This is a genomic window from Protofrankia symbiont of Coriaria myrtifolia (assembly GCF_900634755.1).
GTDB classification, from domain to species: domain Bacteria; phylum Actinomycetota; class Actinomycetes; order Frankiales; family Frankiaceae; genus Protofrankia; species Protofrankia coriariae.
Genome location: NZ_CAAAFS010000297.1, coordinates 1 through 15,082 on the forward strand (window position 1 = coordinate 1; position 15,082 = coordinate 15,082).

Genomic DNA, 15,082 nt, shown 5'->3' on the forward strand with positions numbered 1-15,082 from the left:
GGCCGAGCCCGCAGCCCCGCCACCACCCCCGCAACCGGTCTTCGCGCGTCCGGCCGCCCCCGCGCTGACGCTGGTCCAGGAGTCCGCCGCCGTGTACGAGGTGCCGCTGCCCCCGCAGCCGGTGGACAACGCCTCGCTGCCGGCGTCGCTGCCCGCGGTGGCGGCCGTGCCGGTGCCCACCCCGATCCAGCCGGCCGCGGCCAGGGGGCGGACCCATGGGCTGCCCCGGTCGACGGCCCGTACCGAGGCACCAGCCGTCCACCCGCATCCGGTGCCCACCGCGCCCACCGCGCATCCACCGGCCACGGCGGCTCCCGAGCCGGCAACGGTCGCCGCCGGCAGCACCGACCTCGCCGACCTCGCTGACATGGCCGATCTCGCCGACACGGCCAAACTCGCCGACCTCGCCGACCTCGCCGACGCGGCCAAGATTGCCACGGCCGGTATCGCTGATGCTGTCGGTGCCGCCAACGCCGCTGGCGGCGCCGACACCGCTGGCAGCACCGACACCGCCGATGACACCGCCGGGCAGGCCGACCCCGCCGCACGGACGTCCTCGACCCCACGGGGCGGGCGTACGGGTACCGCCGGCCGAACGACGGAACGCGGTTCCGGCGGCCGCAAGAACCGCAAGTCCGTACCGGCCTGGGACGACATCGTCTTCGGCGCACGCCGTCCGTGATCATCACGACTCCCGCCGCGTCCCGACCTGACCTCCGTCGTCGACGGCCGCGAGGGACCTGAGGGAACCGTCACACCGCCGGGCGGAACCAAATCCCGACGAAGACTGTTGAAGATGGTGTGACTGGAACCACTACCAGACCGACGCTGACCAACCTCGACCGGTGCGACCGGTGCGGCGCGCAGGCGTACGTGCGGGTCGTGCTTCCCGGTGGCGGCGAACTGCTGTTCTGCCGGCACCATGCCAAGTCCTACGACTCGAAGCTACGAGCCGTGGCCGTCGAATACCATGACGAAACCGACAAACTGACAGTCTCCCCCTGACCGCCGCCATCCGGCGGCGGGCATCGGCCCGGTGACCCCCGCGGACACGATCACACGTTGTCAGCGGGGGCATTTTGATGTGGCTCGGAGGCATGGCGCGTCGACCGGCGGCATGCCTCCGCTATCCATGCCCCAGTACGGCTGGTGTATCTACACCGGTACGACCGGTGACATCGACAGCGGCCGACCGGCCCGGTTCCGGGCCAATCGGCGACCGCCGGAACCGCCGTGAACCCGAGGCCGTACCGTTGGTCCAGTGTGGTTGGCGAACAGGTTGCTATCCGCGGTGCTCCAGACGCCTGGTTCCGCGTCCGATACGTCGCGGTCCGCTGATCTGAGGCATCCTGCTTCTGCCGCGCTACCAGGCCTTGTGCCACCGTCAGGCCCCGCATCACCGTCGCAGGCCCGGGCTCCGAGAGCGGTGACCACCCTGCTCAGACGAGTGTCGATGCGTGTTTTCACCCTTGCCCGCCGGACCGCCGCTCGCGCCTGGCGCGACCGCGTGCTTGGCCTCGCGGCCGAGGCCGGCTTCTGGCAGCTGCTGTCGCTGCCTCCGTTACTACTGGCGATCCTCGGCACCATCGGCTACGTCGGGGACGCGGTCGGCGCGGACGCCGTCGACAGCGTCCGTCAGAGCCTGCTGAACACCGCCAACGACCTGCTCACACCCTCGGTCGTCGACGACGTGGTCCGCCCCACGATCAACGAGATCCTCACCCACGGGCGCCCTGACGTGATCTCGATCGGCTTCCTGCTGTCACTGTGGACCGGGTCGTCGGCCATGGCGACCTACGTCAACACCATCACAATCGCCTACGGTCAGCGCCGACTGCGATCGGCCGTACGCAGCCGGCTACTGGCACTGCGACTGTACCTGGCCCAGGTGGTCAGCGGTGTGATCCTGCTGCCCGCGCTCGTCCTCGGACCAGACCTGATCTCAGAACTGCTCGACGCCGACCGTCACCATCTTGTCGACTGGCTGCTGACGGTCCTGTTCTGGCCGGTGGTCGCGCTCCTCTCCCTGACGATGCTGACCTCGCTGTACCACCTGTCACTACCGTCCCGGCGTCCGTGGCGGCGGGCGCTGCCCGGCGCCCTGCTGGCCATGGTGGTCTGGAACGTCGGCAGCTACCTGCTGCGGCTGTACCTGGGAACGGTCATCGACCACGAACTGATCTACGGCTCGGTGGCGGCGCCCGTGGCCGCGCTGCTGTTCTTCTACATCACGGCGCTGGCCGTGCTGCTCGGCGCCGAACTGAACGCCGCCATCGACGAGCACAGCGGCCACACCCCGCCGCCGGCGGACAGCGGCCTACCTCCCCACCAGCGGCGGCCAGCGGTTCAGTAGGTGCACGATCCCGCGGTGGCGTCGGCCGCCCCGGCCACCGCGGTCGTGGCGGCCACCAGGGTGATGGCCGGCCGGCCCGCGGCGCGCGCGGCGGACTGCCGCCGGCCGGAGAGGTCCGCCAGGAAGGCCGCCAGCTTGTCCGGGTCGGTGCGCAGCACCGACTGGCCGCCAGCCTGACCGGGTGACGCCGGGACGGTCTCGAAGCGGACACCCCCGCTGCCCACGCCGCGCAGCCGGACCGCGAGCGGCTGCAGGTCGGTCAGGGAGGTGCCGGCGTCGACGGTCACGGACGAGGTGGCCGCGTCCAGCAGGGACGTCAGTCGGACCGGGTTGACCAGGGTCGAGGTGCTGGTAGCCGACCGGAAGATCACGCCGATGAACTGCTGTTGACGCCGGATCCGGTCGAGGTCGCCCTCGGGCAGGCCGTACCGCTGGCGGACGAAGGCCAGTGCCTGCTCGCCGTTGACCGTGTTGTCGCCGACGTGGCCGTGCCAGCCCGACATCTTGTCGTCGAGGTTGCTCCGGCTCCCGCCCGGCAGCGCTTTCACGCACACGGTCACCCCGCCGAGGGCGTCCGTCATCCGCTGAAAGCCGACGAAGTCGATCTGTAGGTAGTGGTCGATGCGGATCTTTGTCAGCGTCTCGATGGTCCGTACCAGCAGGGACGGCCCGCCCAGCGCGAACGCGGCGTTGAGCTTGGACTGCTGCGCCTTGTGGGAGCGGCCGGCGGAGTCGGTGTAGGCGGGGATCGTCACCCACAGGTCCCGGGGGAACGAGGCGAGCGTGGTGGAGCCGTCCGCGTCCAGATGGGCGATGATCGTGGTGTCCGACCGCTGCCCCTCGACCTCACCGAACTCCCCGGCCGTACCGGTACGGCTGTCCGAGCCGACGAGCAGGATGTTGCGGGTAGCGCCGCCGGCCCCGTCCGGCCGCTGGCCGGTGTCGGGGAAGGTCAGCGAAACATGGGTGACCTTGTTGTCGTAGTACCGCAGGGCCAGCCAACCCCCGCCGGAGACAGCCAGCACGAGGACGGACACCAGCGCCGCCACACCGGTGACCAGGCGGCGTCCGGTGGACCATCGGGACGGTAACGGCCCGGGCGGTGGCTGTGCTGGTTGGAACGGCGGCTGAAACGGTGGTTGTGGCGGCTGCTGCCAGCCGGGCTGTGGTGGCGGCTGGCGCTGCCCTGGCTGTGGTGGCTGCTGCCAGCCGGGGCCCCGCCGGGGGGCCACCGGTTCTCGGGCCGCCCAGGCCGCCCAGCTCGTCCGGGCCCGTCCGGAGGCCACGTCATGACCACGTCCCCTCGTCCACCCCACCGCTCGCCATCCCTGTCGACGTCCGGTGGCCGCCGGAATGTTCCCAGTTCGTGCTGTCGCGCCCACGACTTCCACAGTCGTCACCGGCGCATCGCCGGGTCAACCGAACTCGGCCCGGATCGCGGGGCCGTCCGCGTCGAGCCTTGGTTCTGGCGGCCGCTGGGAGGTCTGCGGCCAGTCCGCCATCTTCACCGGATTCCCAGGCAGCGGAAGGCCCCCGGCGTCGACCACCATGTCGCGAAAAACAGCCTGTTCGGAGGAGACCGCCTCCGCCACGTTGTTGATGAGGCCACAGGGTATGCCCGCCGTACCCAGCGCTTTCAGCCAATACGCAGCCGGTCGGGCACGAAGAGTCCGCTCCGCTTCCTGTTTGAACGCGTCCCGGGCCGCGAGCCGGGCACTGTTGGTGACGAACCGCGGATCCGCGCCGAGATCCGGACGGTCCAACGCACGGCACAGCCCGGCGAAGAGGCTGTCGTTCGCGGCACAGATCACAATGCTGCGGTCCGCGCAGGCGAACGTGTCGAACGGCGCGATCGAGTAATGTGCGTTGCCGATGCGCGGCGGCGTGTCGCCGGTCGCCAGATAGGACAGGGCCGCGCCTTCGAGCAACGACAGTGTGGCGTCGAACATGCCTATGTCGATATGGGTACCGCGGCCGGTGGACAGCCGCCCGTACAATGCGGCCCCGATCGCGCCGAAAGCATACAGACCGGCCGCAAGGTCCGCGATCGGGACGCCGGGCTTCACCGGGTCGCTGTCCGGTGACCCGGTGATCGACATAATCCCGGTGGCCGCCTGTACGACCGCGTCGTAGGCCGGCCGGTTTCGCCACGGGCCGGTCCGCCCGAAGCCGGAGATGCTCACGTAAACCAGTCGGGGATTACGTTGCGACAACGTGTCCCAGTCGAGACCGAGCCGGTCCATCACACCGGGCCGGAAGTTCTCCACCAGCACATCGGCACGGTCGATGATGGAAAGTAACGTCGCGTGGTCGTCCGGATCCTTCAGATCGAGCGCGATCGACTGTTTGCCGCGGTTCACCCGGGCGAAGTAGAGTGACCGGCCGTCCATGAACGGACCGTAGGAGCGGGAGTCATCCCCGTGACCGGGACGTTCCACCTTGATGACCCTCGCTCCGAGATCGGCGAGCATCAGCGTGGACAACGGCCCGGCCAATACCCGGGTGAGATCGACGACAAGAAGACCATCCATGGGACCCGGTGACATAGGCACTCCTGGGACGCTACCCGCCACGGACCGCCGCAGCCTACCGTTGGAACCATGAGTACGCGCCCGAGTGCTTCCCCGCCTTCTACCGACAGATCCGAGCAGCTTACCGGCGGATCCGAACAGCCGGCTGTCACGTCATCCAGCGCTGGTTCCGACACCGGTTCCAGCACCGGTTCCGTCAGCGGGCCCGCTTCGCCGACGGGACAGGCCAGCCACGACCAGCAGCCACCATCCGCCTTCCGCCGATTCATGGCCACCGGCTGGGCGCCCACCGCCGAGATGGCACCGGCCTGTGACGATGTGGCACAGTACGCGGCCAAGCGACGCGCGCTGCTGAGCTCACGATTCCCGGCCGAGACGCTGGTGGTGCCCAGTGGCGGGTTCAAGGTACGGGCGAATGACACCGATTACCCGTTCCGGCCGGGCAGTGATTTCTTCTGGCTGACCGGTTGTCACGAGCCGGACGCCGTGGTGATTCTGCATCCGAACCCCGGTGGCGACCACGACGCCGTCCTGTACGTCGCCGACCGCTCGGACCGTTCCACACCGGCCTTCTACACCGACCGGCGCTACGGCGAACTGTGGGTGGGACCACGCGCGGGGGTACGGGAGACGTCGGCCGCTCTCGAGATCACCTGCCGTCCGCTCGACGAACTCGCCGACGCGCTGGCCCGGCTGTCACCAGCGACGACCCGGGTGATACGCGGCCAGGACGAACAGGTGGACCGCGCGGTCCTGCCGTACACGCCCACCGGCCGGGGAGGGTCCACCCCCGCTGGGACCGACCGGGACACGGAGCTGGCCCAGGCCCTTTCCGAGCTGCGGCTGGTCAAGGACGAGCACGAAACCGCTCTGCTGGAGCAGGCGATCGCCGCCACCGTCCTGGGCTTTTCCGAATGTGTGCGTGAGATGGACCATGCGATGACGTTGCCCAACGGCGAACGGTGGCTGGAGGGCACGTTCTGGCGCCGTGCCCGGGTCGACGGCAACGATGTCGGGTACGGCTCCATCGTCGCCTGCGGCCACCACGCCACCACCCTGCACTGGGTCCGTGACGACGGGCCGGTACGGCCCGGCGACCTCGCGCTGCTCGACATGGGTGTGGAGTCCCGCTCGCTTTACACCGCCGACATCACACGCACGCTTCCCGTGGACGGACATTTCAGCGACGTGCAGCGTCAGGTGTACGACGTGGTCCTCGCGGCCCAGCAGGCCGGAATCGAAGCGGTGCGACCGGGCGCACAGTTCCTCGATCCGCACCGGGCGGCAATGCGGGTGATAGCCGAGGCGCTGCACGACTGGGGGCTGCTCCCGGTCAGCGTCGAGGAGTCCCTCGCGGAAGACCCCGAAGCGCCGAACGCGGGGCTGCATCGCAGGTATACCCTGCACTCCACGTCACACATGTTGGGTCTCGACGTCCACGACTGCGCCCACGCCCGCGACGAAGCTTACCGCGACGGCCCACTCACGGCCGGGATGGTGCTCACGGTTGAGCCGGGTCTGTACTTCCAGCCCAACGACATTACGGTGCCGCCGGAGCTGCGCGGGATCGGGGTGCGGATTGAGGATGACATTCTCGTCACCACCGAGGGCCACCGCAACCTGTCGGCCGCGCTTCCCCGCGTCCGGGGTGAGGTGGAAAACTGGATGGCCCGGCAGCGCGGCGCCTGAGCCCGGACATGACCTGGGCGACAGGTTGCGGGCCCGACAACCTGTCGCCCAGAAAACAGCACTGCCACATGCCCCAAATTGGCCATAAGTGGCACCAACCAGAGGCCCGGCCGCTCCGCGCCGGCATCGCCGTACGACTGACCCCCCGCGTCATGGTCCAGCGCTCGGTCGCAACCGACCCCGCAGGCCCGCGACCACGCGAAAACAGTTGTGACCGCGTGGGATTCGGGCAACTGGACGAATGCGACCGAGAGCCGCTCAGTGAGCCTTGTCGTACGCCTCGACGATGTTGGAGGCGATACGACCACGGTCACTGACCGTGTAACCGTTGGCTCGCGCCCACTCACGAATGTCGGCGGTACGGTCAGTGCCGCCGGTACGACGAGAAGCGCCACGCTGCCCACGGCGGGCGGCAGTTGCCCGGCCACCCGAGCGACGCGCCGCCCCAACGAACGGAGCCAACGACTCGCGCAGCTTGGTGGCGTTCTTCTCGGACAGATCGATCTCGTACGAAGCGCCGTCCAGCCCGAACCGAACAGTCTCATCAGCCTCGTGTCCATCGAGATCGTCAATCAACGACACGATGGTCTTCTGCGCCATGCTTCTCTCCTTCAGGTCAGCGAACCGCGGAACTCTTCGAGACTAGTATTACCACGTCATCAGGAAGAACTGTAACGGCTGGTTCGGACACGCGCGACCGCCATCGCCTGCGACATGCCGTCCGCAGCGTCATCGACACCACACAACACCCCTCAGGTAGACGTGAGTCACGTCTAGCCAAAGCGCTGGAGGCCACCGTCAGGATAAATTTTGATCATGAGTTGTCGCCGAATCACGACTTCCGATCCGAAACGCCGGTGGTCGGCGCAGACAAGGACGTCACGGTCTGGCCAGCGGCGGTGAGCGCCACGCAACGGCATCAAGGATCCCGCACCTGCGAATGCGATACACCACGTATGGGCCGCAGCCGCGCTCATCCGATTCACGGTCTGGTAGTAGAGCTGGTCCGGTAGTAGCCCAGGGAGCCACGGTGGATGAGCGGACATGGATCGTCGATGCGGCAAATGTGATAGGGGCCCGCCCGGACGGATGGTGGCGCGATCGCGCGGGGGCCGCCTTACGCCTGCACGAACACCTGTCCGCGCTGTGCCAGACCGGCTTCGAGGCCTCCACGCCGCGGGCCGCGGGCGGGGAGGACCTGCCCACCGAGGTGGTCCTGGTACTCGAAGGCCCGGCCCGGGCCGGGGTCGCCGCGAGCGGGCGGCCCGGCGGCGGCGACCCGGGGAACCGGGCCGCCAGGCTCGTTGTCGTCCACGCCCCCGGACCGGGCGACGACACGGTCGTCGAGGCCGCTGTCGAGGCGGTCAGGCGGCAATGTGGGGCCGTTGTCGTCATCACCGCGGATCGCGCGCTTCGTGGCCGTGTCCACGCTGTGGGCGCGACCACAGCGGGGCCGGGGTGGCTGTGGGCGCTGCTCGACCGCACCCGCTAGACCCGTCAGAACGCGGCCGCATCCGCTGGAAGCAGCCGCTGGAGACAGCCACCCGTGGAAACCGCCCAGCGGGCGGCTCAGACGGACGGCGCGGTACGCCCCGAATGCTGGAAGACGGGCATCAGCCGCGCGGAAAACCGGCCGGCACCGGCACCGACCTCAAGGGGAATGCCGAAGCACGCCGACAGCGTCGGACCGGTCAGGACCGTCTCGACAGGCCCGGCCGCGACCACCCGGCCGGCGCGCAGGAGCAGCGCGTGGGTCACACCCGGCGGGATTTCCTCCACGTGGTGGCTGACCATGATGGTCACCGGCGACAGCGGATCCGCGACCAGCCTGGTCAGCCGCACCAGCAGGGCCTCACGGGCCCCCAGATCGAGCCCGGCGGCCGGTTCGTCCATCAGCAGCAGTTCGGGGTCGGTCATCAGCGCACGCGCGATCTGGACGCGTTTGCGCTCGCCTTCGGACAGGGTGCCGTACCGCCGTTCGGCGAGATTCCCGCACCCGACCTGGGCGAGCAGCTCAAGGGCCCGCCAGCGATCGTCATCGGTGTATTTCTCGGTGGCCCGCCCGAGCACCGCCCACGCGGCCGTCATGACCACGTCGAGGACGCGTTCGGTGGCCGGCAGGAGGTCCGCCACCGCCGAACTCGCCAGGCCCACCCGGCTGCGCAGGTCGAACACGTCGACCTCGCCAAGCCGACCGCCGAGCAGATCGACCGTTCCTCGAGTCGGGAAAACCCGACTCGCCGCAACCTGGAGCAGGGTTGTCTTCCCGGCGCCGTTCGGCCCGAGAATGACCCAGCGTTCACCGTCGGCAACGGTCCAGTGGATGTCGGAAAGGAGCGTCGCGCCATCCCGTACAACAGTTACCGAGTCCAGGCGCAACACCACGTCTGTCACGGGCCTCACGTTACGCGACCCGTCCCGGCGCGGAGTCGGCCGGGATGGTGTGTCCGTCGGGAGGTGACCGACTTCTCAGCCCGTCTCAAGCGGTGGCGCGGCTATCTCCGCCCACACGACCTTGCCGTCACCGACCGATCTGGTCCCCCAGCGGGATGCGATGAGCGAGACCAGTTCGAGGCCGCGGCCGCCCTCGTCGTCGAAATCGGCGTGCCGGCGCCGAGGCAGCCGCGGGTCGCGGTCGGACACCTCCACGATCACCCGGGACCCGGTCCGGCGCAGCCGCACGGACAGCGGGGACCGACCGTGCACCAGCGCGTTGGTGACCAGTTCCGACATCAGCAGGACGACGGAGTCGGCGGTGTCGGCGTCCACCGACCACGTCGTCAGCAGGTCGCAGGCCCGTCCCCGGGCCGCACCGAGGCCGGCCGGCCCGTCGGGGATCGTGATGTCGGCGTAGCGGGTCGCCCCGCCCGCGTCGGTGTCGGGCAGCCCCACCAGCAGCAGGGCCACGTCGTCGTCATGGCCGACGTCCCGGCCAAGGGCCTCCAGGGCCTGGTCGGCCCGTCTGCCCAGGGAGCCGTCCTGCCGGGCGAGCACGGCGGCCAGGTCCGAGACACCGGCGTCGATGTCGCGTTCCCGGCTTTCCACCAGCCCGTCGGTGAACAGGACCAGCAACGCCCCCCGCTGCAGGCGGACGGTGTACTCCTTGACGTCACCGCGGCCGAGGCCGAGCGGGGTGCCGACCTCCATGTACAGCCGCGACACCAGGCCGTCGGGGGCCACCACCAGCGGCGGCGGATGCCCCGCGTTCGCCAGCGTCAGCAGGCCCGTGTGCGGCTCGATGACGCCGTAGATGCAGGTGGCGATCTGGCCTTCGTCGATCTCGCTGACCACGCCGTCGAGCAGGGTCAGCACCTCGTACGGGGAGAGCTCCAGGCGTGCGCAGGTCCGCACCGCGGTCCGTAGCTGGCCCATGATCGCCGCGGCGCGGACCCCGCGGCCCATGACGTCGCCGATGACCAGACCGACCCGGCCCGCGCCGAGGTCGATCACGTCGAACCAGTCCCCGCCGACCTCGGTGTCCTCGACCCCGGGCACGTAGCGGGCGGCGATCTCCAGACCCTCCGGCTCGACCACGGTCGGTGGGAGCAGGCTGCGCTGCAGGGTCAGCGCGGTGTCCCGGCTGCGCCGGTAGAGCTCCGCGTGCTCGACCGCGACCGCCGCGCGGGCCGCGAGCTCCTCGAGAAAGGCCACGTCGGCCTGGGTGTACGGCGGCCGGTCGCCGGCGGCCATCAGGCTGACCACACCGGCCACCTGGCCGCGCAGGATCAACGGCACGGCGGCGAGGGTGTGCGCGCCGACATGCTGCATCCAGCGCGCCATGTCGGTGGACGACAGCCAGGGCGCGCCGGCCAACGGAGCGATGTGCCCACGCCCGGTGAGCGCGGCGAGATGGACCGGGCTGTCCCGCGGCCACCGGCCCGTCCGGGCCCGGGGCATCGGCAGCTGGGTCAGACCGGGGCGCACCGACACGACCGCCCGCCGCAGGACCGGCGCCTCGGCCGGGCCGGCGGCGGGCGCTCCTCCCAGGCCGTCCGGCCCGTCCGTCCTGACTGGTAGGTCCGGCCTGTCCGGCCCGGACTCGACCAGGTAGACCGCGCACGAGTCGGCCAGCTCGCCCACGACGACGTCGGTGAGCGCCCGCAGGGCCCGCTCGGGCTCCAGCGCGCTGCCGACCGCCCCGGTCGCCCGGGCGAGCAGCTCAAGGCGACGGCCGGCCTCCCGGGCCGCGGCCGCGGCGGTACGGGCGGTCTCCTCCGCCCGGCGGCTGGAACGGGCCTCGGCCAGGACGCGCTCGAACAGCGTCGCGCGTTCCAGCGCCCGGGCACACTGGTCGGCGAGCGCGGTCAGATACGCGCGGTCGGCCGCGGAGAACGCCTGCCGGGCCCGGAAGCCGAACAGCAGGACGCCGAACGGCGCGTCGACGGTCGCCAGCGGCAGGATCGCCCAGGCGTGCTCGTCGGCCTCGGCCAGGATCGCGGCCTGCTCGGGCGCGGGCCACCGCGCGGTCAGTTCCTCCCGGTCGAGGAGGAACAGCGGCGAGGCGCCGCGGACCGCCTCCGCGACCGGGTGGGACGCCTCCAGGCTGATCCCCGACCATGCCTGGGCGAGGAGCGCGGGATAACCGAGCAGCGATCGAAAGCGCAGACAGTTGTCGACCTCGTCGACCAGTGCGATCCCCCGCCCGTTCGCCCCCAGCACCTGCCGGCCGGCGTCGAGCACCACGGCGGTGACCTCGTCGATGCTTACAGCACGTGACAATGCCGCCGTGACCAGGCGAATCTGTTCGGTCTGTTCGGCCGCGCCAGCTGTTGTGCCGGTCACGCCAGTTGTTGTGTCCGCCGTGTTGGGTCCGTCGACCGCCGGCGCGTCGCGTGCCGCCGCGGCAGCACGGATCTCGGTCACGTCACGGCTGACACCGATCCACTCAAGCGGATAATCACCCTCAGTAATAGGAACGATCCGCATGACGAGCACCCGCTCCGTCCCGTCCGCGGCGTCGAGACGGAACTCGGCGTCGAAGACGGTGCGCTGCTCGACAGCCTTGCGCCAGGCGTCGGCGACCCGGTCACGGTCCTCGGTGTGCACCCCGCCAAGCCAGCCCGCCCCGGCGATCTCCGGGAAGCTCTGGCCGGTGACGGCCCGCCAGCGCGGCATGTCCACGTCCAGGGCGCCGCGGGCACCGGCATGGAACACGTCCGTGTCCCCGGCCTGCGCGAGCGCCCGGTACCGGGCCTCACCGCGGGCCAGCTGGTGGCGGGCGTCGCTGATCCTGGTGACATCGGTAGCGACGAGCGCCGCACCCAGCAGCACGCCATGGGCGTCCGTGGCCGGAAACCAGCTCATCGTCCAGATCCGCGGCGGCCCCGCGGCGGTGGTGGCGGCGCTGACCTCGAAGTTGGCCACCGGCTCACCGGTGGTGAGCACCCGCCGCAACAGGCGGTCCATCTCGTGGCCGACGTCGCCGAGCAGCTCCGGCATGGTGCGGCCGACGTGCTCGCTGGGCGCCCGCCCGTTCAGCCTGGCCAGGACGTCGTTGACCCGCAGGTAGCGTCCCTGGGTGTCGTAGAAGGCGAAACCGGCCGACGCCTGGGCGAACAGCGCCTCGAGCAGGGTGATGGTCGGCTCCACCGCGGCGGGCGGCCTCGGCGGGTCGTCCGGACCAGCCCCGGCGGGCTCCTCCCCGGCGGCGCTCCTGTCCTCGCCCCCGTCCTCGTCCCTGTCCTCGTCGTCGTCCCCGGCCACCCCGGCGCCCCCGGCTTTCTCCGCACCCGCATGGCCGACACCGTTCGTCCTGCGAGCCCCGTGAGCGTCGCTCCAGCCGGCCCGGTCACCTGCCGGTCCGCTCGGCGGCTGTCCGGGAAGCTCCCCGAGGAACGGCGTCGTCATGGGAGACGATTGTGGCCGGTGTGGCAGTGTTGTGCCCAAAGCCTTACCTCTGATGTTTTCGGACACCGGTTCCTCACCAGTCCCGGGAACTGGACCGCTGCTCGCTCCGGGTGTCGGATCGCCGTCACGTCCCACCATGGGCCGGCACGTCGCTGGTCGGTCGACGGCCCGGGACACACCCTGGGCCTGGAAAACACCTCATGCGCCCGATCGTGCCGGGCCTGGCAGGCCGTGCGCTGTCCATCGACTGACAGAGGTGGCACGCATCGCATGTGTGACGGCGCATGTCCGACGGCGTCCCGCCCGTTTTCTCTCGACCGCCGTCGGCCCTGGATCGCCCGACCGGGCAGCGCCCGCCCATGCCCTGACAGTAGCCGGCCTGACCCGTCCATATCGGGCCCAACGGATTCCCAGGGAACATCGACCACACTGTCGACATTCTTTGTCGTTCCGTTGTGACGAATACCCGGGGCCGAACGCCCGGGACGGCGCCGGGCCCTACCTCCCGTGCCCGGTACGCGTCCGCACCCGTCAGCTGTCCACGATCTCCGCGGTTACGCCGCGTTGAACGGGCCAGGAATTCGTTAGGGTCTGGGTCCGTGGCTGCTGGACACGGCAACGAACACGGACCTGCCCCGGACATCGGAGCGGATACCGGCATCGAGGGACAACTGCTGTGGACGCCGTCCGCGCAGCGGGTCCGCGCCGCCGGGGTCACCGCCTACCTCGAGTGGCTGGCCGCCGAACGGGGCCGACGGCTGACCGACGCCACCGCCCTGTGGCAGTGGTCGGTGGACGATCTCGACGGCTTCTGGGACTCGATCTGGGACTTCTGCGCGGTCGAGGGCGAACGCGGGGACGGGCCCGCGCTCGCCGACGCGCGGATGCCGGGCGCCCGATGGTTCCCGACCGCCCAGGTGAACTACGCCGAGAATGCTCTGACCCGCCACGGGCCGGCGCCGGCGGTGATCGCCGTACGCGAGGACGCCACCACGGCCGTGGTGTCCTGGGACGAACTGCGCCGCGAGGTCGCGGCCGCCGCCGCGGGCCTGCGCCGGCTGGGGGTGGGACCGGGCGACCGGGTCTGCGCCGTGCTGCCGAACTGTATTCACGCGGTGGTGGCGATGCTCGCCACCACCGCTGTCGGAGCGGTCTGGTCGTCCTGCTCCCCCGACTTCGGGCCCACCGGCCTTGCGGACCGTTTCGCCCAGGTACGCCCGACCGTGCTCATCGGCGTCGACGGCTACACCCACGGCGGGCGGTCGTTCGACACGCTCGGAGTCCTGGCCAAGGTGGCCGAGCGGCTGCCCGGCCTGCGCGCCACCGTCGTCGTCGCCTACCTGGCCACGGACGCCCTTGAACGGGCCCGCACCATCGGCCTGCCGGGCATCCTGGCCTGGGAGGACCTGCTCGCCGGATGCGACGACGCCGTCCCGACCTTCCACCGTCTCCCGTTCGACGCGCCGCTGTGGATCCTGTACTCCTCCGGTTCGACCGGAAAACCCAAACCGATCGTGCACGGTCACGGCGGCATCCTGCTCGAACATCTCAAGGCGCTGGTGCTCCACCTCGACCTCGGGCCGGACGACCGTTTCCTGTGGGTGACGAGCACCGGCTGGATGATGTGGAACCTGCTCGTCTCCGGCCTGCTCGCCGGCTCGACCGTGGTGCTTTTCGACGGAAGCCCGAAGTTCCCCGACACCGGTGCTCTCTGGCGCCTGGCCGAGGCCACCGGAGTCACCTGTTTCGGGACGAGCCCCGGTTTCCTGGCCGAGTGCGCACGCTCCGGCACGGTTCCCCGTGAGGTCGCCGACCTTTCGGCGCTGCGCACCGTGGGATCCACCGGCGCGCCGCTGCCCGCGCGGACGTACGCCTGGGTGTACGAGTCCGTCGGCAGCGACCTGATGCTGTCCTCCATCAGCGGCGGGACGGAGGTGTGCACCGCGTTCGTGCTCGGCCTGCCGACGCTGCCGGTGCGCGCCGGGGAGATCCCCATGCGTGGGCTCGGCTGCGCGGTGACCACCTTCGACGAACAGGGCAAGGATGTCGTCGACGAGGTCGGCGAGCTGGTGATCACCGCTCCCATGCCGTCCATGCCGGTCGCCCTGTGGGGGGACGACGACGGCTCGCTGCTGCGGGCGGCCTACTTCTCGACCTACGAGGACGTGTGGCGACACGGGGACTGGGCGCGCGTCACCTCCCGCGGGGCCGTGTCCATCCACGGCCGGTCCGACGCCACGCTGAACCGCGCGGGGGTCCGGATCGGTACCGCCGAGCTGTACCAGGTGGTGGAGAACATCCCTGGCGTGACCGACAGTATTGTCATCGACACCTCGACCGCCGACCGGCGTGGTGAGCTCGTCCTCTACGTATGCCTGGCGGACGACGTGGTGTTCGACGGCGCGCTCACCGAGACGCTGCGCGCCACGATCCGCCGTGAGCTCAGCCCTCGTCACGTGCCCGACCGCATCGAGAAGATCGTCGAGGTTCCCCACACCCAGAACGGCAAGAAACTGGAGGTGCCGGTCAGACGGCTGCTGCTGGGCGAGCCGCTGGAGCAGGCGATCAGCCTCGGCGCCGTCGCCAATCCCCAGGCGCTGCTGCCGTTCATGCCGCCGGCGACCCGCTGACCCACGCTATACCGGTCTCGTACGAACAGGCC

General features: G+C 70.5%; 10 protein-coding genes and 1 pseudogene. 6 read left to right on the top strand and 5 right to left on the bottom strand.

The annotated features are described in order from the left end of the window. The 3 genes and pseudogenes from CM1CMNOD_RS21930 to CM1CMNOD_RS16635 all read left to right on the top strand — a co-directional run. Positions 1-682, top strand: a pseudogene (locus CM1CMNOD_RS21930) (hypothetical protein); the annotation flags it as partial. 119 nt (positions 683-801) lie between these two features. Continuing rightward, positions 802-1,005 (top strand): DUF7455 domain-containing protein, encoded by a 204-nt coding sequence (locus CM1CMNOD_RS16630; protein ID WP_013874748.1) that lies wholly within the window; start codon positions 802-804, stop codon positions 1,003-1,005. A 448-nt stretch (positions 1,006-1,453) separates the two neighbouring features. After that, positions 1,454-2,353, top strand: coding sequence for a YihY/virulence factor BrkB family protein (locus CM1CMNOD_RS16635; protein WP_013874749.1), 900 nt, complete (start codon positions 1,454-1,456; stop codon positions 2,351-2,353). Here the strand turns inward: CM1CMNOD_RS16635 and CM1CMNOD_RS16640 are convergent. Both CM1CMNOD_RS16640 and CM1CMNOD_RS16645 read right to left on the bottom strand, forming a co-directional pair. Next, positions 2,347-3,402: an LCP family protein gene (locus tag CM1CMNOD_RS16640; RefSeq protein ID WP_237702841.1), complete on the bottom strand. Its 1,056-nt coding sequence runs from the start codon at positions 3,400-3,402 to the stop codon at positions 2,347-2,349. The two genes, CM1CMNOD_RS16635 and CM1CMNOD_RS16640, sit on opposite strands and share 7 nt — an antisense overlap. Before the next feature lie 366 nt (positions 3,403-3,768). Further along, positions 3,769-4,899 (bottom strand): CaiB/BaiF CoA transferase family protein, encoded by a 1,131-nt coding sequence (locus CM1CMNOD_RS16645; RefSeq protein ID WP_013874751.1) that lies wholly within the window; start codon positions 4,897-4,899, stop codon positions 3,769-3,771. 252 nt (positions 4,900-5,151) lie between these two features. Here CM1CMNOD_RS16645 and CM1CMNOD_RS16650 point away from each other — a divergent pair, with 252 nt between their 5' ends. Next, on the top strand, positions 5,152-6,573 hold the full coding sequence (locus CM1CMNOD_RS16650; protein ID WP_043603945.1) for an aminopeptidase P family protein: 1,422 nt from the start codon (positions 5,152-5,154) through the stop codon (positions 6,571-6,573). A gap of 258 nt (positions 6,574-6,831) precedes the next feature. Here CM1CMNOD_RS16650 and CM1CMNOD_RS16655 read toward each other — a convergent pair whose 3' ends face one another. Beyond that, a complete protein-coding gene (locus CM1CMNOD_RS16655) occupies positions 6,832-7,173 on the bottom strand; it encodes a histone-like nucleoid-structuring protein Lsr2 (protein ID WP_013874753.1) in 342 nt (113 codons plus the stop codon). Positions 7,174-7,603: 430 nt separating this feature from the next. Here CM1CMNOD_RS16655 and CM1CMNOD_RS16660 point away from each other — a divergent pair, with 430 nt between their 5' ends. Then, positions 7,604-8,065 carry a hypothetical protein gene (locus CM1CMNOD_RS16660; RefSeq protein WP_013874754.1) on the top strand — a complete coding sequence of 154 codons (462 nt, stop codon included), beginning with the start codon at positions 7,604-7,606 and terminating at the stop codon, positions 8,063-8,065. A gap of 77 nt (positions 8,066-8,142) precedes the next feature. Here the strand turns inward: CM1CMNOD_RS16660 and CM1CMNOD_RS16665 are convergent, their stop codons facing one another. Continuing rightward, positions 8,143-8,967, bottom strand: coding sequence for an ABC transporter ATP-binding protein (locus tag CM1CMNOD_RS16665; protein WP_047221403.1), 825 nt, complete (start codon positions 8,965-8,967; stop codon positions 8,143-8,145). A gap of 75 nt (positions 8,968-9,042) precedes the next feature. After that, entirely contained in the window at positions 9,043-12,420 is a 3,378-nt protein-coding gene (locus tag CM1CMNOD_RS16670; protein WP_193353075.1) for a SpoIIE family protein phosphatase, read from the bottom strand. A gap of 599 nt (positions 12,421-13,019) precedes the next feature. Here CM1CMNOD_RS16670 and CM1CMNOD_RS16675 point away from each other — a divergent pair. Continuing rightward, a complete protein-coding gene (locus tag CM1CMNOD_RS16675) occupies positions 13,020-15,050 on the top strand; it encodes an acetoacetate--CoA ligase (protein WP_013874757.1) in 2,031 nt (676 codons plus the stop codon). The last annotated feature ends 32 nt before the right edge of the window (positions 15,051-15,082 follow it).

Excerpts from the sequence above, each read along its gene's own strand:
- CM1CMNOD_RS16635 (WP_013874749.1), top strand. The coding sequence starts at position 1,454 with ATGCGTGTTTTCACCCTTGCCCGCCGGACCGCCGCTCGCGCCTGGCGC.
- CM1CMNOD_RS16645 (WP_013874751.1), bottom strand. The coding sequence starts at position 4,899 with ATGTCACCGGGTCCCATGGATGGTCTTCTTGTCGTCGATCTCACCCGG.
- CM1CMNOD_RS16650 (WP_043603945.1), top strand. The coding sequence starts at position 5,152 with ATGGCCACCGGCTGGGCGCCCACCGCCGAGATGGCACCGGCCTGTGAC.
- CM1CMNOD_RS16655 (WP_013874753.1), bottom strand. The coding sequence starts at position 7,173 with ATGGCGCAGAAGACCATCGTGTCGTTGATTGACGATCTCGATGGACAC.
- CM1CMNOD_RS16670 (WP_193353075.1), bottom strand. The coding sequence starts at position 12,420 with ATGACGACGCCGTTCCTCGGGGAGCTTCCCGGACAGCCGCCGAGCGGA.